Consider the following 19172-nt stretch of genomic DNA (forward strand, 5'->3'; position numbering starts at 1 on the left):
CTCTTTCGCGCGAGAGGTTCGTCGGGAGGGGCGACGGGCGCGAGTTCGTGGACGGGCGCGCGTCGCGGGACGTACGTCGTGCGCGCCAGCGGAAAGCCCTGGGTGTACGGCGTTCTAGAGGGCCGGCGCGGTCGAAGCGCGGCAACACACCCGGTCGAAGTCGTCGTGCTGACGGGAGGGCCAGAAGGGCTCGAGGTCATGGCGACCCGTTGCCGCGTACTTCCGGAAGCCGACCATGGGCCCATTGAAGCAGACGGAGGCGTGGGAGAGGAGCCTCCTCTCACTGCGTGGACGCCGCTGCGGCGTGAAGTCGACGCGGCATTCCGCTCCGTGGCACGCGCGAGGGCGCCCACCGTCGTGGTGGACGCCCCAGCGCGCGAGCCGGATGCCTGATCAGACCTGGCCGGCCTTCTCCAGCGCGGAGCAGCAGGTGTCCACCAGCAGGCGGGTCACCACGTACGGGTCGACGTTGGCGTTCGGACGGCGGTCCTCGATGTAGCCCTTGCCGTCCTTCTCGACCTGCCACGGGATGCGGACCGAGGCGCCGCGGTCGGAGACGCCGTAGGAGTACTCGTTCCACGGGGCGGTCTCGTGCAGGCCGGTCAGACGGTCGTCGATGCCGGCGCCGTAGTTCTTGACGTGGTCCATCGGCTTGGAGCCCTCGCCGAGCGACTCGGCGGCGGTGATGATGGCGTCGTAGCCCTCGCGCATCGCCTTGGTGGAGAAGTTGGTGTGCGCGCCCGCGCCGTTCCAGTCGCCCTTGACCGGCTTGGGGTCGAGGGTGGCGGAGACGCCGAAGTCCTCGGCGGTGCGGTAGAGCAGCCAGCGGGCCACCCACAGCTGGTCGGAGACCTCCAGCGGAGCCAGCGGGCCGACCTGGAACTCCCACTGGCCGGGCATGACCTCGGCGTTGATGCCGGAGATGCCGAGGCCGGCCTTGAGGCAGTTGTCCAGGTGGGCCTCGACGACGTCGCGGCCGAAGATCTCGTCCGAGCCGACGCCGCAGTAGTAGCCGCCCTGCGCGGCCGGGAAGCCGCCCTCGGGGAAGCCGAGCGGGCGGGCGCCCTTGAAGAAGGTGTACTCCTGCTCGATGCCGAAGATCGGCTCCTGTGCGGCGAACCGCTCGGAGAGCTCGGCCAGCGCGGCGCGGGTGTTGGTCGGGTGCGGCGTCATGTCCGTGTCGAGGACCTCGCACAGCACCAGGATGTCGTCGCCGCCGCGGATCGGGTCGGGGCAGGAGAAGACCGGCTTGAGCACGCAGTCCGAGGAGCTGCCCTCGGCCTGGTTGGTGGAGGATCCGTCGAAGCCCCAGACCGGCAGGGCGTCCAGGCCGGCGGGGGCGTCCGTGATGATCTTCGTCTTGGAACGGAGCTTGGCCGTCGGCTCGGTGCCGTCGATCCAGATGTACTCGGCCTTGAAGGTCACGGGGACACATCCTTCGGGGTGGGTCTGGGCGCACATGCGGGTGCTGCGGCGCCGGGCCGGAACCGGGGCGTCGCGTCTACTGCCCCGCAGCGTGCCAACAGGCGATTTCCCGTCCGTTGCCCGTATGTGAACCCCGTGTTACCTGAGGCCGGTGTGGCGCGTCTCTCACGGTTCCCGCCCGTCCCCGGCCGCCGCCTCCCTGACGCCGGTCAGGAAGGAGACGATTGCCTCCAACTCCCGCTCGTCGTAACCCCGCAGCAGCTCCACCGCCTGCCCGATCAGTGGCCCGAAGTGGGCCCAGCCCAGGGCGACCGCCCGCTCGTCCACCTGCACGGTGACCCTGCGCCGGTCCCGCTCGTCGCGCACCCGCCGCACATGACCGGCCCGTTCCAGGCGGTCGACCAGGGCCGTGGTGCCCGCCGAGTTCAGCCCGAGGGCGGCGCCCAGCCGTCCGGCGGTCATCTCCTCGCCCGCCCGCGACGCGTCCAGCAGTGCGATCAGCGCGCGGACGTCGGTGGGGTGCATGCCGTTGCGCTGCGCGAACCGCGCGCTGTGCGCGCCCAGTTCGACGGCGACCGCGCGCAGCAGATGGACGATGCGCATCTCCGGTCCCTGCTCGGACACGGGGCATCACCTCCGGCTATCATCTCGCCAAACAAGTATCTCGCTGAGCGAGAGAATACTCGACGCGAGAGAAGACCGTGCAAGAGAAGACCGAGTAAGAGAAGACCGAGAAGCAGGGGGTTCCGCTCGTGAGCGCTCGCGGTACGTACGACGCCGGCCGTTTCCACGCCGCGTACGACAGTGTTCTGGCCAAGTGGCCGGCGCGGCGGGAGGCGATGACCGTCCCCACGCCCTTCGGCGTGACGCACGTCAACGTGACCGGCCCGGCCGACGGACCGCCGCTCGTCCTCCTCCCCGGCGGTGGTGCGGCGACCTCGGCCTCCTGGTACGCGCAGGCCGGCGAGCTGTCCCGCACCCACCGCCTCCATGCGGTCGACCTGATCGGCGCCCCAGGCCGGAGCACGCCGGCCGGCGACCGCCACCTGCGTACGGTCACCGACCTCGCCGGCTGGCTGGACGCGCTCCTCGACGGCCTCGGCATCGAGGAGACGGACCTCGGCGGTCACTCCTACGGAGCCTGGATCGCCCTGCAGTACGCCCTGCGCGCACCAGACCGGCTACGCCGCCTGTTCCTCCTGGACCCGACCCAGTGCTTCGCCGGGTTCAAGGCGGCCTACCTGCTGCACGCGCTGCCGGCGCTGCTGCGGCCCACGCCCCGCCGGGTCCGCGCCTTCCTGGAGTGGGAGACCGGCACGACCCCCCTCGACTCCGACTGGGCGGCCCTCCAGGAGGCGGCCGTCGGCTTTCCCGGGCGCGGGCCGGTGACCGGACCGCGCCCGGCGCCGGACGCGCTGCGGGGTCTGGACGTGCCGGTCCTGCTGCTCCTGGCCGGGAACAGCAGGACCCATGACGCGTCCGAGGTGGCGGCCCGGGCGAAGACGCTGCTGCCGCGCGTGGAGGCGGCCGTCCTGCCGGACGTGTCCCACCACGCGCTGCCGCAGGCCGCGCCGCCCGGCCTGGGCCGCCGCCTGGGCGACTTCCTCACCGCGTCAGGTGGCTGAGCCCCACCCCGCCTTCTCGATCAGCGCCCGCCGGATCAGGAACTCGCCCTGCTCCCGGACCTGTTCGAACGCCGCGTTGTCGAGCAGTACGCGGCTGCCGGAGACGGAGGAGACCTCCACCGCCGTGGAGGCGTCGTTGTCGAGATTGGTCACCCTGAGCCTGGTGCCCACCGCCTAGCGGCTCAGAACATCCCGAACCGCCTCGTCGGTGCGGCCCACGACGGCCGTTCCGTCGTCCGCCGTGATGATCGGGCGCTGGATCAGCTTCGGGTGCTCGGCCAGTGCCGTGACCCAGCGGTCGCGTGACGCCTCGTCACGCGGCCAGTCCCTCAGGCCCAGCTCCTTCGCGACGGCCTCCTGGGTGCGGGTGATGTCCCACGGCTCCAGGCCGAGGCGGGTGAGCACCTCGCGGATCTCGTCCTCGCTCGGCACGTCCTCCAGATAGCGGCGGACGGTGTAGTCGGCACCCTCGGCGTCGAGCAGGCTGATCGCGCTGCGGCACTTCGAGCAGGCCGGGTTGATCCAGATCTCCATGCCGCACACGGTAGCCCGAGGGGTGCGAGAACCCGTTCACCCCGTGTGTCACAGGGCCCCCGAAAGCCCTTGTGGCCAGGGGCTTTTGTCAGTGGTGGGCGGTAAAATAGAAGCAGTGTTCGAGGGTGTCGCCGGGAGGTCCGGACGGCGCCCTGATCGCGACAGGAGGATGCCCGTGCCCGCTGCCGCACTGAAGCCGAAGCCCACCCAGTCCACCGCCAAGCGGCCCGTCCTGCTCGACCTGCCGTACGAACCCGTGGAGAAGCGTCCGCTGCCGGCGGGCCGCCCCCGCGAGTGGTACGTCACGCACAACCGCCGGCTCAAGGCGATGAGGCTCGCCATCGCCCTGCTCGACTCCGGCGTCTACCTCCCGGCCCAGGCCCGCAACGAGAGGATCCGCACCACGGCGGAACTGATCGGCGTCCACCCGCCGTCGGAAACCACGTGCCACATGGTGCGCGCGTTCCTGCGCTACAGCCGCTGAGTTCCGGACCGGTGCCGGGCGGCCTCACCACCCGAGGCGCCCGGCACCGCCGTGCCGCACCGTGAGGCAGTATGGGCGGGTGAGGGCGCCGCCCTCACCTCGAAGTCCCCGCAGCCCGACGGCACTTGTGCCGGCGGGCCACGCGGCCGCGCCCCTGCCCGAGGAGAGAGGTACGACGGTTGGCTGAGGAGAGGACGGTTCCGGTCCCGTCGTCCTGGATGACGCCGTCCGGCCGGTCCGGACGCGCCGTCGCCCGGGCCTGCGACATCGGTATCGCACTGGTGGTCCTGGTGGCGGCGGAGTACTACAGCGGCGACTACGACCTGCTCCTGGGCGGGCTGATGGCCCTGTGCCTGCTGGCCCGCAGACGGTACCCCGGCACGGTGATGGCGGCCGTCCTCGCGCTGAGCATCGTCCAGCACCTCCTGTCCAACCTGTACGACCTGTACGAAACGCAGCTGGCGTCGGCGCCCGCCTCGTACAACGTGGCCGTGCTGTTCGCCATGATGTCGGTCGTCCACCATTCCCGGACCACCTGGATGCCGTATCTCGCGGGCGCCGTGGTGCTGCTGGCCGCGACGGTCGAGGCGGGGGGGATATCGCCCTTCGCCATCGAGCCGGCCATCGATCTCAGCCTGCTCCTGACCTACTGGGGCCTGATCCTGACGGTCTGGCTGACGGCCTTCGCCCTGTACACGCGGCGCCTCTACGCCGAGAGCCAGGCGGCCCGCGCCCTGCACGTCCAGCGGGAACAGGAGCAGCGCGTCCGGCTGGCCGCGGCCCGGGAGCGGGCCGACATCGCCCGTGAGCTGCACGACGTGGTGGCGCACAGCCTGGCCGTGATGATCCTCCAGGCCGACGGCGCCGAGTCCGTGCTGCGGAAGTCGCCGGACATGGCCGAGTCCGCGCTGAAGACGATCGCCGCCACGGGCCGCGACGCGATCGACGACATGCACCGCATCGTCCGGGTGCTGCGCGAGGGGAACCCGGGATCCCCGGACTCCGCCGACAGCGGCCCGCAACGGCGCCTGGTCACCCTCGACGAGATCAAGGTCGTCGCCGAACGCGCACGGGCCGCCGGGCTGACCGTGGACGTGTCGGTCGAGGTCGGTGAAGGACGGCTGTCGCCGGCGGAGGAGATGACGGCCTTCCGCATCGTCCAGGAGTGCCTCACGAACGTGCTGCGCCACGCCGGAGCCGGCGCCGGGGTCGACATCCGGCTCCACGAGGAACAGGGCACACTGCTGATCAGTGTGGTCGACGACGGGGCGGGCACGCTCGCCGGCCGCGGCGTCGGGGGCTCCGGAGGGAACGGGCTCGTGGGGATGCGGGAGCGGGTGGAGCTCGCCGGCGGCAGCTTCGAGGCAGGCCCCCGGCTCGGCAACGGATGGCACGTACGTGCCTCGATTCCGACAAGGACAAAGGAATGACACAGGCGGACAGGCCGATCCGGGTGGCCGTGGTGGACGACCAGCCGCTGATCCGGGCCGGTTTCTCCATGGTGCTGGCCGGCCAGGACGACATCGAGGTCGTCGGTGAGGCGGAGAACGGGGCGGACGCCCTCGACCTGCTGCGAAAGGTCGAGGCGGACGTCGTCATCATGGACATCCGCATGCCCGTCATGGACGGCATCCAGGCCACGGAGCAGCTGATGCGGCTGGACGATCCGCCCGGCGTGCTGGTGCTGACCACCTTCGACAACGACGAGGACGCGTTCGCGGCGCTGCGCGCCGGAGCCGGCGGTTTCCTGCTGAAGAACGCCCCCGCCGCCGAGGTCGTGAACGCCATCCGGGTGCTGGCCGCGGGGGAGTCGGTGGTGGCGCCGCGCATCACCCGGCTGCTCCTCGACCGGGTCTCGGACCGGCTGGCACCGGCGAACGGACAGGCCGAACGGCTGGACGCCCTGACCGCGCGCGAGCGTGACGTGCTCGCCCTGGTCGCCCGGGGAATGTCCAACGCCGAGATCGCGGCGGAGCTGTATGTCGCGGGGGCCACGGTGAAGACGCACCTGGGCAACCTCATGGCCAAGCTGCACCTGCGGGACCGTGCCCAGGCCGTCGCGTTCGCCTATGAGTCCGGGCTGGTCCGTCCCTCCCCCTGAGGGGGCAGAAGCGCCCCCGGGTTCTGCGCCCGGGGGTGCAGAGACCACCCCGTCCGGTGTGCCAGATCCGCAGCGTCCGATCTCGGATCCGTGGCCGATGTCCGGCGGGCCGTCCCACTCCAGACTTCTCACTGTCGCCGAACGCGGCCGAGAAGACATCTGGAGGATTCGATGAACACCACGCCCACCACGCAGAACCGCAAGCGGAACCGTCTCGTCATCGCCGCGGCCACGGCCGTGACCGCCGCCGCCCTGGTCGCCGGGGCGGCGTACTGGTGGCAGGACCGCGACGAGCTCAGCCAGGCGTCCGCCGAGGACTGCCGGCTGGCGCAGCGCATCATCACCGAGGCCGAGCAGATCTCCACCGGACCCGCGCCCGACGCGGAGAAGTGGTGGAAGGAAACCGGCGACGAGCGCCGCGCGCAGATGAAGGACGGCTACCTCGGAGCCAAGGTCTCCCAGTACGAGGGATGGGCGCTCGCGACCGCGAAGAAGTCCCCCGAAGCACCGTCCGCGAAGGACGTGAAGAACCTCCAGGAGGAGGCGCGGGGACACTGCTCGGACTCCGGCGTCACCCTGTCCATGCCGCCGCTCGGCTCCTGACCCGGATCGCGAACACCATCCCCATGGCTCCCCGCACCGCCGCCCGCGGCCACACACCGGACGACGTCATCACCGCCACCGCCCTGGTGAAGACCTACCGCCAGGGCACCGCCGAGATACGGGCCCTCGACGGGGTGTCCGTCGGTGTCCAGCGCGCCCGGTTCACCGCCGTCGTCGGCCCCTCCGGGTCGGGCAAGTCGACCCTGATGCACTGCGTCGCCGGACTCGACACCGTCACCTCCGGCAGCATCGTCCTGGACGGAACGGAGATCGCCGGGCTGTCCGACCGGCAGCTGACCCGGGTCCGCCGGGAGCGGATCGGGTTCGTCTTCCAGTCGTTCAACCTGCTGCCGCAGCTGACGGCCTACGAGAACATCGTGCTGCCCCTCACCATGGCCGGCGGGCGCCCGGACCGCGAGCTGGTGGACCACCTCTGCGAAGTCCTCGGCATCGCCCACCGGGTGTCGCACCGCCCCGCCGAGCTGTCCGGGGGCCAGCAGCAGCGGGTCGCCGTGGCCCGGGCGCTGGTGGCCCGGCCGGCCGTGGTCTTCGCCGACGAACCCACCGGCAACCTCGACTCCCGGACCGGCGCCGAAGTCCTCACCATGCTGCGCCGGTCCGTCGAAGACCTCGGCCAGACGGTCGTGATGGTCACCCACGACCCCGCTGCCGCGCGGTACGCGGACCGGGTACTGACTCTCGCGGACGGACGCGTCGTGAAGGACGAGGACGCCGCCCCCCGCGGACGGGCCGCCGTACTCGCCACCGACGCCACGGGGAGGCGGCGATGAGCACCCCGTGGCGTGCGACCGTCCTGGGCTCCCAGGTGGCGGAACTCCTCAGGCGGCCCGGACGGTTCGCGGCGACCGGACTGTCGCTGCTGATCGCGGCGTTCGTCGTCTTCGGGGCCGTCATGGCCCAGCAGATCATCACCGCGACCGTCGTGGAGAAGTTCCGCGGGACACCCGAAGCGGTGTCGATCGTGGTCACGCCCGGCGACGACGGGCAGGACATCGGCGAGGCACGCCTCCGCGAGATCCGGAAGACGCCTTCCGTCGCCGAGGCCGTCGGCCGGATCGACGGCGGCAGCCCGCTGGACGGCAGCGCCGTCGAACGCTACCTGGCTCTGTCCGCGGACCCGGGCACCGGTGCCCTGGCGGAAGTCCGGCTGCTCACCGGCACGTACCCCGCCGGCCCGGGCCGGCTCGCCGTCAACACGCGGGCCGCCCGGGAGTACGGCCTCGCTCCGGGATCGTCGCTCACCCTGCTGCGGCCCGGACCCGACGGCGAGGGCGCCCGGCGGGTGACGGTCGAGGTCAGCGGCATCGTCCGCAGCACCGCCACGAACGACGCGGAGCCCACCGGATACGCCCCGGGCCCCCACCTCGGGGAGCTGCTCGGCGTGACGGGCTACTCCCGCGTCGACATCCGCACCGGCACCGCGTCCTCCGGGACCGGTTCCGTGCCGGCGGAGCTGACGGAGCGGATCCGGCAGGCGGTGCCCGGAGCGCACGTGCGGTCCGGGGACGCGGTGCGGGAGCAGGAGGCGCGCGAGGCGGTGGCGGAGGCCAAGGACGTCCTGGAGCTGGTCACCGTCTTCCTCGGCGTCGCCGTCGGCGCGGCCGTTCTCGTCGCGACCTCCACCTTCCGCATCGTCTTCGCGCGGCGCGTCCGCCAACTGGCGCTGCTGCGCGCCATCGGGGCGAGTCCGCGACGGCTCGCCACCGCGCTCGTCGCCGAGGGGACGGTGGTCGGCCTGCTGGCCGGCGCGACCGGTGTACTGGCGGCCTGGGGCTGCGCGCGACTCGTCCCGCCGGTCGCCCGGCGGTTCGGGCACGAGCTGTCCGCCCCCTCCCACCTCCCGCTGACGGAGGCCGTCCTCACCGTTGCCGGCACCGGCCTGCTGGCGGTCCTGGCGGTCCTGGCCCCGTCCCTGACCGCCTCACGGGTCTCGCCGCTGCAGGCCCTGCGCAGCGCGGCGTCCGGGGAGGGCGCGGCGGGCGGCGTCGGACGGACCGCGCTGGGCCTGCTGTGCGCGGCGGGCGCCGCGCTCCTCGCCCGGCAGCAGTACGGCGGGCTGCCCCGGCCGGGCGACACGGAGTACGACCGGTTCGCGGCGCTGACCGGCGTGGTGCTCTCGGGCGGACTGGCCTTCCTGGCCCTGATCGCTCTCGGACCCCGTCTGGTCCGGCCGGTACTGTCGGCCGTCGCCGTGCCACTGCGCCGTACCGGTGCGGCCGGCCGGCTCGCGGTCGCGGGCGTCGGGGGCGCGCCGGGCAGGGCGGCCTCGGTCTCGGTCGTCGTGGCCCTCGGAGTCTGCCTGGTCGGCTCGACCCTGACCTGCCTCGCCTCCCTCAGCGCCTACGAGCGGTACCGGCAGGCGGTGGAGGCGCCCGCCGACTTCCGCCTGTACGCGGGGGACAGCGAGTCGCTGGACCGGTCGCTGGCCGCCGACCTGGCCTCCCACCCCGAACTCACCGACGTGACCGCGTTCCGCACGGCGGAGGTCGTCGAAGGCACCCGCAGCGCGACGGTCTCCGACCTCGACCTCGACACCGTCCGCTCCGGTGTGGGCCTGACCGCCCGTACCGGCTCCCTCGGCGGTCTCGGACCCGCCCACGTCGTCGTGGACGCCGACAACGCCCACCGGCTCGGCGTCCGGGCGGGCGACCGTGTGACGCTGACGTTCGAGGGCCGGCCCGTCCACCTCACCGTGGCGGCGACCCTGCCCGGAGCCGGCCCCTACGGAGGGAACTTCTTCGTCCCCGCCGCGGAGCTCACCCGTATGGGAGCGGACGCGGCGCCCACCACGGTCACCGCCAACGCCTCCGAGGACGGCGCTCAGGGGCGGATACGCGCACAGCGGGCCATCACCGACACGCTGACCGGTCCGGAGCGCGGCGACGGCCGCGTCATGGCCGAGGAGCCGGCCGGACAGGCCGGGGGGTCGGACGACCTGCGGACGACGGCCACGACAGTGATCATGGTCCTGGGTCTGACCGTCCTCGTGGCGGTCGCCGGAGTCGCGACGACGGCGAGTCTCACCGTCGTCGAACGCGGGCGTGAGTTCGGCCTGTTGCGGGCCCTGGGGCTCAGCGGAGCGGCCGTGCACCGCATGGTCACGGTGGAATGCGCGCTCTACGGAGTGCTGGGCGGCATCCTCGGTCTGGCCCTCGCCGTGCCGTACTCCTGGCTGGTGGTCCGTGTCGCCGAGACGAGCGCCCCGTTCAGCGTGCCGGCCGGGGAACTCGCGGCGGTCTTCACCGCTCTCGTCCTGGTGACCGCCGCCGCGGGAATGCTGCCCGCCCTCCGCGCCTCCCGGACCTCACCGACGGTCGCCGTCGCCCGGACCGAGTAGCCGGTACCCGGCCGGGCGGGCTGTCGCCGGCGCCGAAGGCGTGCCCTACGCCGCCAGCTCCCGCTCCAAGGGCGTCCGGAACCGCGGAGTGACCCGTGTCGTCCCCACCCAGGACCCCAGCCGCTCCGCCTCCGCCGCGATCGCGGCCCGGGCCTCGCCGCCGATCCCCTCGCCGTCCAGGATCCGCCAGACGATCTCGCCGTCGGCCCGCTGGGCCCAGCCGCCGACCACGCGGCCGTTCCACCACACCGTCGGCCCCACGTTGCCGCTGCGGTCGAAGAGCATCGGCCGCAGCTCGGGCGGGAGGTACCAGTCACGTTCCCGCCGGGCCATCGCCGTCGGGTCCAGGGCGGGCAGCAACGCCGCCCACGGCCCGATGGGTCCGGCGACCGGACCGGCGTCGCCGGCGACCACGTACCCCGGGCCCTCGTCCAGCGACACCGCCTCCGCGCCGATCGCGGCCAGCGCCCGGCGCACCTCCGTCACCCGCCACCCCGTCCACCACTTCAGGTCGTCCTCGGTGGCCGGCCCGCACGCCGCCAGCCACCGCCGCAGCAGCTCCGCCCGCGCCCCGGCCGGGTCCAGCCCGGGATGCCCGGGCGCCGGCGCCCAGCGGAACTGGCTGGACGTCCAGGAGCCCAGCGGCCGGCCCCGGACGACCTTGCCCTCCACGCCCAGCACCTTCAGCAGCCGGGTGGAGACGGTGTGCACGCCCTCGTAGCGCTTCCCGGCCGCGTACACGAACTGCTCCTTCAGGCGCGGCTCGTCCCGGGCCAGCTCGGCCGCCGTCGCCTGGCCGCGCCGGGCCAGCGCGGCAAGCGCCGACTCCTCGACCTCGGCCAGCCAGGCCGCGTCCGGCGCCCCGGCCGCCGCCATGTGCTTGAGCAGTGCGGCCCGCTCCCGGGCGGCGACCGCGAGGCCGGTCGAGGCGTGCACGACCGCGGTCAGCTCCGTCGGGAACACGAACACGGTGTGCCGCATGCCGTGCATCCGGACCAGCGTCCCGTCCTCGTACAGCGCACGCTCCGTCCCGCCCACGGTCTTCGCCGCGTCGGCCAGCCGGGCGCCCACGGCCAGATACACCGTCGCGGGGTCCGTGCCGTGCAGGGCGACCAGTGAACCGGCGACCTCCTCCGGGCCTCCCGCCCGCGCCTCGACCGCCAGCCGCTGCCGCAGCGCGAGCCGGTCCCGCCGCTCCGCCGTCCCGATGTGCCGCCGCCCGTCACCCATACCGGCCTCCGCCCCCCGTCGTGTCCTCGGTACGGCCATCCTGCCCGACACCACTGACATATCCCGGGCCGGACGGCTCGCCGAGCGGCCCGGCCCGGTGAGCGCTCTAGTAGGACGCCCGGTAGTTGGCGTACCCGAGCAGGACGATCACCGCCGCCACGCAGCCCAGCACCACGGCGGTGGACACCCACGACGACCGGCGTCCGGAGCCCACGTGCTCGGGATCGGCACGGAAGGGGACCGGTCCGGGAGGGTTCTCCTTCCAGCGCGCGGCGAGCATCCGGGCCCGTGCGGAGGGTTCCTTGTGCTCGGCACCGTCCGCCCACTTGATGTCGAACTCGCGTTCCTCGTCGTCCCGATCGGACATGCCCGGTCCCTCTCCCCGTCCCTGACTCGAACAACCGTGTCAGTCAACATGATCCCGGGCCCGGTTCCCCCTGTGAAGCTTTTCGGCCAACGACAACGCCCCCGCCCCTGGCGAGCAGGAGACGGGGGCGCCGGACGACCCGGGCAGGCCCGGGCGTCGATCACACGTCGAAGTACATCTCGAACTCGTGCGGGTGCGGACGCAGCTGCAGCGGCGCGATCTCGTTGGCGCGCTTGAAGTCGATCCACGTCTCGATCAGGTCCGGCGTGAACACGTCGCCCTGGAGGAGGAACTCGTGGTCGGCCTCCAGGCGGTCCAGGACCGCGCCCAGCGAGGTCGGGACCTGCGCCACGTTCGCGTGCTCCTCGGGAGCCAGCTCGTAGAGGTCCTTGTCGATCGGCTCGGCCGGCTCGATCTTGTTCTTGATGCCGTCCAGGCCCGCGAGCAGCAGGGCCGAGAAGGCCAGGTACGGGTTGCCGGAGGCGTCCGGCGCGCGGAACTCGACGCGCTTGGCCTTCGGGTTCGAGCCCGTGATCGGGATGCGCATCGCGGCCGACCGGTTGCGCTGCGAGTACACCAGGTTCACCGGCGCCTCGAAGCCCGGCACCAGGCGGTGGTAGGAGTTCACCGTCGGGTTGGTGAAGGCCAGCAGCGACGGGGCGTGCTTGAGGATGCCGCCGATGTAGTAGCGGGCCATGTCCGACAGGCCGGCGTAGCCCTGCTCGTCGTAGAAGAGCGGGTCGCCGCCCGACCACAGCGACTGGTGGACGTGCATGCCCGAGCCGTTGTCGCCGAAGATCGGCTTCGGCATGAAGGTCGCCGTCTTGCCGTTCTTCCAGGCCACGTTCTTCACGATGTACTTGAAGAGCTGGAGGTCGTCGGCGGCGGCGAGCAGCGTGTTGAACTTGTAGTTGATCTCGGCCTGGCCGGCGGTGCCCACCTCGTGGTGCTGACGCTCGACCTGCAGGCCGGACCGCTCCAGCTCGAGGGAGATCTCGGCACGCAGGTCGGCGAAGTGGTCGACCGGCGGGACCGGGAAGTAGCCGCCCTTGTAGCGGACCTTGTAACCGCGGTTGTCCTCCACCGCGCCGGTGTTCCAGGCGCCGGCCTCGGAGTCGATGTGGTAGAAGGACTCGTTCGCGCTGGTCGCGAAGCGGACGGAGTCGAAGACGTAGAACTCCGCCTCCGGGCCGAAGAACGCCGTGTCGGCGATGCCGGTGGAGGCGAGGTAGGCCTCGGCCTTCTTCGCCACGTTCCGCGGGTCGCGGGAGTACTGCTCGCCCGTGATCGGGTCGTGGATGAAGAAGTTGATGTTGAGGGTCTTGTCCCGGCGGAACGGGTCGACGCGCGCGGTCGACAGGTCGGGGCGCAGGGCCATGTCCGACTCGTGGATCGCCTGGAAGCCGCGGATCGAGGAGCCGTCGAAGGCCTGCTCGTCGTCGGGGTCGAACGCCGCGGCGGGCAACGTGAAGTGCTGCATGACGCCCGGCAGGTCGCAGAACCGGACGTCGACGAACTTGACGTCCTCGTCCGCGATGTACTTCTTGGCGTCGTCGGCGTTCTGGAACATCCAGCTCCTCCTACTCCCGACCGTCCCGCCGGGGTGGTAGATCGTTCGTGCGGCCAGTGCGGGTGGCACACGCTTCCTCGACCCTAGGGACGGGTGATTTCTCGGGCGTGACCCATTTGTTTCGCAGAAGTTAACCGGCTCCGTTCCAGCGTAGGCCTCCTCCAGGCCCGCCACACCCCCGTCGGCAGCCGCAACCGCACCCTGCGTCCACCCCTCCGTCCGGCGGTCATATACGGGCGCAGTACCGTGGACGGGTGGACAACAGGCAAGCAATCGGATCGTGGCTTTCCGGGCCGCGTGCGGCCATCGAAGGGGCCGGCGCCGACCTCGGATACCGGGGCGAGCAGCTCGGGCTGCCCGAGGAGGGACCGGGCTCGATCGCCCGTCCGGGCAGGCGGCTCGGCGCCCTGGCCGTCGACTGGGGCCTGTGCCTCCTGATCGCATACGGCCTGATCACGGACGGCTACGGCCAGGCGACCGGCAACTGGGCCCTGCTGATCTTCTTCGTGCTGAGCGTGCTGACCGTCGGCACGGTCGGTTTCACCCCGGGCAAGCGCCTCTTCCGCCTGCGGGTGGTGGAGCTGGGCACGGGCCGCCCCAGTCCCCTGCGCGCCCTGCTGCGCTCGGTCCTGCTGTGCGTGGCCCTCCCGGCGCTGATCTGGGACCGCGACGGCCGGGGACTGCACGACCGGCTGGCGCGCACCGTGGAAGTACGGATCTGACGCGGCGCACACGGTACGGCGATGGGGGCGGCCCGGATGATCCGGGCCGCCCCCATCGCCGTACCGGCGTCTCGGAGTCCTGCGGGGTCAGCGCTGCCTGGGGTTGCCGCCCTTGGGCATGCGCATGCCCTTGGGCATCGGGCCCTTGGGCAGCGGCATGTTGCTCATCAGGTCGCCCAGGGCGCGCAGCCGGTCGTTGGTCACGGTGACCTGCGGGCCGCTCAGGACGCGGGGGAGCTTGAGCATGGTCGTGCGGAGCTTCTTCAGCTCGACCTGGCCCTCGCCGGTGCCCACGACCAGATCGTGCACGGGCACGTCCGCGACGATGCGGTTCATCTTCTTCTTCTCGGCCGCGAGCAGGGACTTCACCCGGTTCGGGTTGCCCTCCGCGACCAGCACGATGCCGGCCTTGCCGACCGCGCGGTGCACCACGTCCTGGTTGCGGTTCATCGCCACCGCGGGTGTCGTCGTCCACCCCCGGCCGATGTTGTCCAGCACCGCCGCCGCCGCGCCCGGCTGGCCCTCCATCTGACCGAAGGCCGCCCGCTCGGCCCGGCGACCGAAGACGATCGCCGTCGCGAGGAAGGCGAGCAGCACGCCCAGGATGCCCAGATAGATGGGGTGACCGATCAGGAAACCGATCGCGAGGAAGACACCGAAGACGACGATGCCGACACCCGCGAGTACAAGACCGATCTTCTTGTCGGCCTTGCGGGTCATCTTGTAGGTCAGAGCGATCTGCTTCAGTCGCCCGGGATTCGCAGCGTCCGCTGCAGGTTCCTTCCTCGCCATGGCACGAAGTCTACGTGCCCCCGAAAGCGCCGACGACGGCAGTGCCCGGCGAGGGGAGGGGGAGGCGGGGCGCGGGTGAGGTCAGGGGCTTCCTGCGACGGACTGCCGCAGTACGCGCTCCGTCTCGATCCGGTCCTTGGCGCGGCGGCGGTCCTCCAGCACGGAGGTCCAGGCGTTGCGCCGGGCGGTGCGCTGGCCGCCGCTCATCAGCAGCGACTCGACGGCACGCAGGGCGGTGGTGAACGACGGGATGGCGGTGGCGCGGACTGCGGTGGCGCGAACGGGCGCGGCCTGCATCGTGGAGGTCCCCCCTCGGTACGGCTCCGGGTCCGGAGACGGGTGCACATGGTGTGATTTCAGGGTCACTGATTGGTGTTACCAGGGCGTGACCCGCCGGTCAAACGGACATGAAGCCGCGATGCCGGAGGCCACAACGGCGTCGCGGCCCCGACCGGTGTCCTCATCTGCGAGGACGGTCGGGACCGCGGCGTATCGGCCATTACTGGCGAGTAGGGACTTGTGCGTCAATTCACACGGTGGCGGTCCGGCGCTGCTCCATGGCCATTCCGTAGAGCCGTCCGGCCCGGTACGACGACCGCACCAGCGGACCCGACATCACACCGGAGAAGCCGATCTGCTCGGCCTCCTGCTGCAGCTCCACGAACTCCTGCGGCTTGACCCAGCGCTCCACGGGGTGGTGGCGCACCGACGGGCGCAGGTACTGCGTGATGGTGATCAGCTCGCAGCCGGCCTCGTGCAGCTGCTTCAGCGCCTCGCTGATCTCCTCACGGGTCTCACCCATGCCGAGGATCAGGTTGGACTTGGTGACCAGGCCGTAGTCGCGGGCCTCGGTGATCACCTTCAGCGAGCGCTCGTAGCGGAAGCCCGGGCGGATGCGCTTGAAGATCCGGGGAACCGTCTCGACGTTGTGCGCGAAGACCTCGGGGCGGGAGGCGAAGACCTCCTGGAGGAGCTCCGGGACCGCGTTGAAGTCGGGGGCAAGCAGTTCGACCTTGGTGCGGCCGGCCTCGCGCCCCGCCGTCTGCTGGTGGATCTGGCGCACCGTCTCGGCGTACAGCCAGGCGCCGCCGTCCGGCAGGTCGTCACGGGCGACGCCGGTGATGGTGGCGTAGTTCAGGTCCATGGTGACCACGGACTCGCCGACCCGGCGCGGCTCGTCGCGGTCGAGGGCCTCGGGCTTGCCGGTGTCGATCTGGCAGAAGTCGCAGCGCCGGGTGCACTGGTCGCCGCCGATGAGGAAGGTCGCCTCCCGGTCCTCCCAGCACTCGTAGATGTTGGGGCAGCCGGCTTCCTGGCAGACGGTGTGCAGGCCCTCGCTCTTCACGAGGTTCTGCATCTTGGTGTATTCGGGGCCCATTTTCGCCCGGGTCTTGATCCACTCGGGCTTGCGCTCGATGGGGGTCTGGCTGTTGCGGACCTCCAGGCGCAGCATCTTGCGTCCGTCGGGTGCGACTGCGGACACGACCGGCTCCCTAGCGTTTGATTCTTCGGCGCCTTTAAGCGTACGCCCGTTGATTTGAATGCCCGGCGAGGGTGCTGGCCTCGCTGGGGGCTGCCGCCCCCAGGCCCCCGCTCCGGCCTGAACGGCCTCGTCCTCGAACGCCGGACGGGCTGGATTTATGCCCTGTGCCTACACGGGCCGGACGGGCCGGGTTCCTGGCCTGCGCATGCGAGGAGGACCGGACGAGCTGGATCCATGGCCTCCGCCTGCTCGGGCCGGGCGGGTCGGCATCACGCCGCCGGTGCCTTCTCGATCACCCGGGGCTTCGGTTCCGCGTTCTCCAGGACGTCGCGCAGGTGGCGCTCCGCCACCGGCAGTACCTCCTCGAGGGTCACGTCGCGGCCGAGTTCGTTCGCCAGGGAGGCGACGCCCGCGTCGCGGATGCCGCAGGGGATGATCCGGTCGAACCACTTGTTGTCGGGGTTCACGTTCAGGGCGAAGCCGTGCATGGTGACGCCCTTCGCGACCCGGATGCCGATCGCCGCGATCTTGCGGTCCTCGCGGCGCTGGCCGGCGTTGGACGGCGCGTACTCGGGCCCGTTCATCCGGGGGTCGAACTCCTCGTCCGTCAGGCGCGGGTCGAAGTCCAGGGAGAGTCCCGCCCGTCGCCCGCCACCACCCTCAGCCGAAGCGCTGCGCGCTGCCCCTCCATATGGCGCGGGGCGCTGGTCGACGGGGTCGCCGAGGACCCACACGCCGCTGCGGCCCTCGACCCGGGTGGTCTCGAGGCCGAACTCCGCGCAGGTACGGATCAGGGCCTCCTCCAGCCGCCGTACGTGCGCCACCACGTCCACCGGGCGCGGGAGCTTCTGGATCGGATAGCCCACCAGCTGGCCCGGACCGTGCCAGGTGATCTTGCCGCCGCGGTCCACGTCGACGACCGGCGTGCCGTCCAGCGGACGCTCGCTGTCCTCGGTGCGCCGGCCGGCGGTGTAGACCGGCGGGTGTTCGAGGAGCAGCACGGTGTCGGGGACCTCGTCGGCGAACCGCGCGGCGTGCACCCGGCGCTGCTCGTCCCACGCCTCCTGGTACTCGACGCGATCGGCACCGAACCCCATTCGGACGAACCGCAGCTCATTCACGGCAAGTGCCTCCCTGGAAGGTCGTAAGGCACGAACCGTGCCCACGCCACTGTACGACCGCCCGCTCGCCGTCAGCCGGGCGGGGAATCCTCACACGATCGGATGAATGCCGGTCGAAGTGTGCGATCGGGTGTTTACTCTCCGCTACATTCACGCCGTTCACGAGGCCATAAGGGCTGCTCACAGGCGCTCCGGGCACATCGAACGGCCCGGAAGGCAGGAGACCGCACCGCACCATGACGGAACGACCCGCGCAGCGCACCCCCAACCGCCAGCTCGCCGCGCTCATCGCCGAAGCGGGGTTCTCCAACGCGGGTCTCGCGCGTCGCGTCGACCAGCTCGGAATCGAACACGGCCTGGACCTGAGATACGACAAGACGTCCGTCACCCGGTGGCTGCGCGGCCAGCAGCCACGCGGCACCACCCCGGCCCTGATCGCCGAGGTCTTCACCCGGCGCCTGGGCCGCCGCCTCACCGCCCAGGACCTCGGCCTGGACGCCTGCGCGCCCGTCTACGCGGGGCTGGAGTTCGCCGCGGGCCCGGAGGAGGCCGTCGACATCGTCGGCGGGCTGTGGCGCAAGGACTCCGGCAGCCACGCCGAACTCCGCAAGATCGCCTTCACGCCGGCGGGCCTCGTCGTGCCCAGCCGGGACTGGCTCATCGGCCGCGCCGACGAGAAGGTGGCCCGCGCCGAGGTGCCCGTCCGCATCCCCGCGCAGGGCCGCCCGGTCACCGCCAGGATCGCCGTCCCGCTCGACCCGTCCCGCCGCAGGGCCCCCGCCGAGAGGGGCCCCGGCCAGAAGGTCACCGGCGGCGACCTCGCCGCGCTGCGCTCCGTCGGCGAGCTCTTCCGCAGCCTCGACGACCGGTACGGCGGCGGACACGCCCGCCAGGCCCTGGTGCGCTACCTGGAGCACGAGCTGGAGCCGATGCTGCGCGGTACCTACGGCGAGCAGACCGGCCGCCGGCTCTTCGGTGCCGCCGCCGACCTCACCCGGCTCGCGGGCTGGACGTCGTACGACATCGCCGCGCACGGCCTCGCCCAGCGCTACTTCGTACAGGCGCTGCGGCTGTCGCAGGCGGCGGGGGACCGGGCGTACGGCTCGTACGTGCTGGCCACCATGAGCCGGCAGGCCGTCTACCTGGGGCACGGGCGCGAGGCCGTGCAGCTCGCGCGGGTGGCGCAGCAGGGGGTCGGGACCTCCGCGCCACCGGTCGTGCAGACGCTGCTGCACGCCGCCGAGGCGCGCGCGCACGGCCTGCTCGGCGAGGTGCGGGCCTGCACCGCCTCGCTGGTCCGGGCCGAGCGTGCCCTGGAGACGGCGCGGCCCGGCGACGAGGTACCGCACTGGGCGCGCTTCTTCGACGAGGCGCAGCTCGCCGACGAGTTCGGGCACTGTCACCGCGACCTGCAGCAGTTCCGCGCCGCCGCCCAGCACGCGGAACGCTCGCTGCAGCTGCGCGCCCCCGTGTACGCCCGCAGCCGGCTGTTCTGCCGGGTCGTCCTCGCCACCGCCCGCCTCGGCCTCGGTGAACTCGACCAGGCCTGCCAGCTGGCCGCCGAGGCGGCCGGGCAGGCGGCCGAGATGAGGTCGGTGCGGGCGGCGGAGTACGTCCGCGACTTCGAACGGCGGCTGGAGCCGTACAAGGACGCGGCGGCCGTGCGGGGGTACCGGGACAAGGTGGCGGCGCTGGGATAGGGAGCGCGACACGGTGCCCGGTCCGCGGGCCCCGCCACCCCTCGGCGAGGTGGCGGG

The 19172-nt window shown here is 72.1% G+C and carries 19 protein-coding genes and 1 pseudogene; 9 read left to right on the plus strand and 11 right to left on the minus strand.

Translation table 11 applies throughout. The features are described 5' to 3' along the window. Positions 1 to 393: 393 nt before the first annotated feature. Positions 394 to 1425 carry a glutamine synthetase gene (gene glnII, locus ACH4F2_RS08610; RefSeq protein WP_398131954.1) on the minus strand — a complete coding sequence of 344 codons (1032 nt, stop codon included), beginning with the start codon at positions 1423 to 1425 and terminating at the stop codon, positions 394 to 396. A 165-nt stretch (positions 1426 to 1590) separates the two neighbouring features. Then, positions 1591 to 2028, minus strand: coding sequence for a MarR family transcriptional regulator (locus ACH4F2_RS08615; protein WP_398132097.1), 438 nt, complete (start codon positions 2026 to 2028; stop codon positions 1591 to 1593). Between the two features lie 149 nt (positions 2029 to 2177). Between ACH4F2_RS08615 and ACH4F2_RS08620 the strand changes: the two genes are divergently transcribed. Beyond that, positions 2178 to 3050: an alpha/beta fold hydrolase gene (locus ACH4F2_RS08620; RefSeq protein ID WP_398131955.1), complete on the plus strand. Its 873-nt coding sequence runs from the start codon at positions 2178 to 2180 to the stop codon at positions 3048 to 3050. Here ACH4F2_RS08620 and ACH4F2_RS08625 read toward each other — a convergent pair. Next, positions 3039 to 3218: pseudogene (locus ACH4F2_RS08625) on the minus strand (hypothetical protein); the annotation flags it as partial. The gene ACH4F2_RS08620 and the pseudogene ACH4F2_RS08625 sit on opposite strands and share 12 nt — an antisense overlap. Before the next feature lie 6 nt (positions 3219 to 3224). After that, positions 3225 to 3584, minus strand: coding sequence for an arsenate reductase family protein (locus ACH4F2_RS08630; RefSeq protein ID WP_398131956.1), 360 nt, complete (start codon positions 3582 to 3584; stop codon positions 3225 to 3227). A 175-nt stretch (positions 3585 to 3759) separates the two neighbouring features. Between ACH4F2_RS08630 and ACH4F2_RS08635 the strand changes: the two genes are divergently transcribed. From ACH4F2_RS08635 to ACH4F2_RS08660, 6 genes are all read left to right on the plus strand, one after another. After that, positions 3760 to 4068: a hypothetical protein gene (locus ACH4F2_RS08635; protein WP_398131957.1), complete on the plus strand. Its 309-nt coding sequence runs from the start codon at positions 3760 to 3762 to the stop codon at positions 4066 to 4068. Between the two features lie 179 nt (positions 4069 to 4247). Next, positions 4248 to 5498: a sensor histidine kinase gene (locus ACH4F2_RS08640; RefSeq protein WP_398131958.1), complete on the plus strand. Its 1251-nt coding sequence runs from the start codon at positions 4248 to 4250 to the stop codon at positions 5496 to 5498. After that, positions 5495 to 6169, plus strand: coding sequence for a response regulator (locus ACH4F2_RS08645; protein WP_398131959.1), 675 nt, complete (start codon positions 5495 to 5497; stop codon positions 6167 to 6169). Before ACH4F2_RS08640 ends, ACH4F2_RS08645 begins: the two co-directional genes overlap by 4 nt. A gap of 171 nt (positions 6170 to 6340) precedes the next feature. Continuing rightward, complete coding sequence (locus ACH4F2_RS08650; RefSeq protein ID WP_398131960.1) at positions 6341 to 6772, plus strand: hypothetical protein; 432 nt, start codon at positions 6341 to 6343, stop codon at positions 6770 to 6772. A 23-nt stretch (positions 6773 to 6795) separates the two neighbouring features. Further along, complete coding sequence (locus ACH4F2_RS08655; protein WP_398131961.1) at positions 6796 to 7563, plus strand: ABC transporter ATP-binding protein; 768 nt, start codon at positions 6796 to 6798, stop codon at positions 7561 to 7563. After that, positions 7560 to 10130 (plus strand): FtsX-like permease family protein, encoded by a 2571-nt coding sequence (locus tag ACH4F2_RS08660; RefSeq protein WP_398131962.1) that lies wholly within the window; start codon positions 7560 to 7562, stop codon positions 10128 to 10130. Before ACH4F2_RS08655 ends, ACH4F2_RS08660 begins: the two co-directional genes overlap by 4 nt. A 45-nt stretch (positions 10131 to 10175) precedes the next feature. Here ACH4F2_RS08660 and ACH4F2_RS08665 read toward each other — a convergent pair whose 3' ends face one another. From ACH4F2_RS08665 to glnA, 3 genes are all read right to left on the minus strand, one after another. Further along, a complete protein-coding gene (locus ACH4F2_RS08665; protein WP_398131963.1) occupies positions 10176 to 11360 on the minus strand; it encodes a winged helix DNA-binding domain-containing protein in 1185 nt (394 codons plus the stop codon). A gap of 106 nt (positions 11361 to 11466) precedes the next feature. Then, positions 11467 to 11727, minus strand: a complete 261-nt coding sequence (locus ACH4F2_RS08670) for a hypothetical protein (RefSeq protein ID WP_398131964.1) — start codon at positions 11725 to 11727, stop codon at positions 11467 to 11469. 160 nt (positions 11728 to 11887) lie between these two features. Further along, complete coding sequence (gene glnA, locus ACH4F2_RS08675; protein WP_398131965.1) at positions 11888 to 13297, minus strand: type I glutamate--ammonia ligase; 1410 nt, start codon at positions 13295 to 13297, stop codon at positions 11888 to 11890. A 254-nt stretch (positions 13298 to 13551) separates the two neighbouring features. Here glnA and ACH4F2_RS08680 point away from each other — a divergent pair, with 254 nt between their 5' ends. Beyond that, positions 13552 to 14019 carry an RDD family protein gene (locus ACH4F2_RS08680; protein ID WP_398131966.1) on the plus strand — a complete coding sequence of 156 codons (468 nt, stop codon included), beginning with the start codon at positions 13552 to 13554 and terminating at the stop codon, positions 14017 to 14019. Between the two features lie 87 nt (positions 14020 to 14106). Here ACH4F2_RS08680 and ACH4F2_RS08685 read toward each other — a convergent pair whose 3' ends face one another. The 4 genes from ACH4F2_RS08685 to lipB all read right to left on the minus strand — a co-directional run bounded on the left by ACH4F2_RS08685 (position 14107) and on the right by lipB (position 17415). Further along, positions 14107 to 14811 (minus strand): DUF4191 domain-containing protein, encoded by a 705-nt coding sequence (locus ACH4F2_RS08685; RefSeq protein ID WP_398131967.1) that lies wholly within the window; start codon positions 14809 to 14811, stop codon positions 14107 to 14109. Between the two features lie 81 nt (positions 14812 to 14892). Next, entirely contained in the window at positions 14893 to 15108 is a 216-nt protein-coding gene (locus tag ACH4F2_RS08690) for a hypothetical protein (RefSeq protein WP_398131968.1), read from the minus strand. Positions 15109 to 15340: 232 nt separating this feature from the next. Continuing rightward, positions 15341 to 16294 carry a lipoyl synthase gene (lipA, locus tag ACH4F2_RS08695; protein ID WP_398131969.1) on the minus strand — a complete coding sequence of 318 codons (954 nt, stop codon included), beginning with the start codon at positions 16292 to 16294 and terminating at the stop codon, positions 15341 to 15343. Positions 16295 to 16563: 269 nt separating this feature from the next. After that, positions 16564 to 17415: a lipoyl(octanoyl) transferase LipB gene (gene lipB, locus ACH4F2_RS08700; RefSeq protein WP_398131970.1), complete on the minus strand. Its 852-nt coding sequence runs from the start codon at positions 17413 to 17415 to the stop codon at positions 16564 to 16566. Between the two features lie 236 nt (positions 17416 to 17651). On the opposite strand from lipB, the gene ACH4F2_RS08705 reads away from it, so the two are divergent. After that, positions 17652 to 19115, plus strand: a complete 1464-nt coding sequence (locus tag ACH4F2_RS08705) for a regulator (protein WP_398131971.1) — start codon at positions 17652 to 17654, stop codon at positions 19113 to 19115. Positions 19116 to 19172 lie beyond the last annotated feature (57 nt).

It is taken from the genome of Streptomyces sp. NPDC017890, assembly GCF_044328675.1.
Classification (GTDB): Bacteria; Actinomycetota; Actinomycetes; order Streptomycetales; family Streptomycetaceae; genus Streptomyces.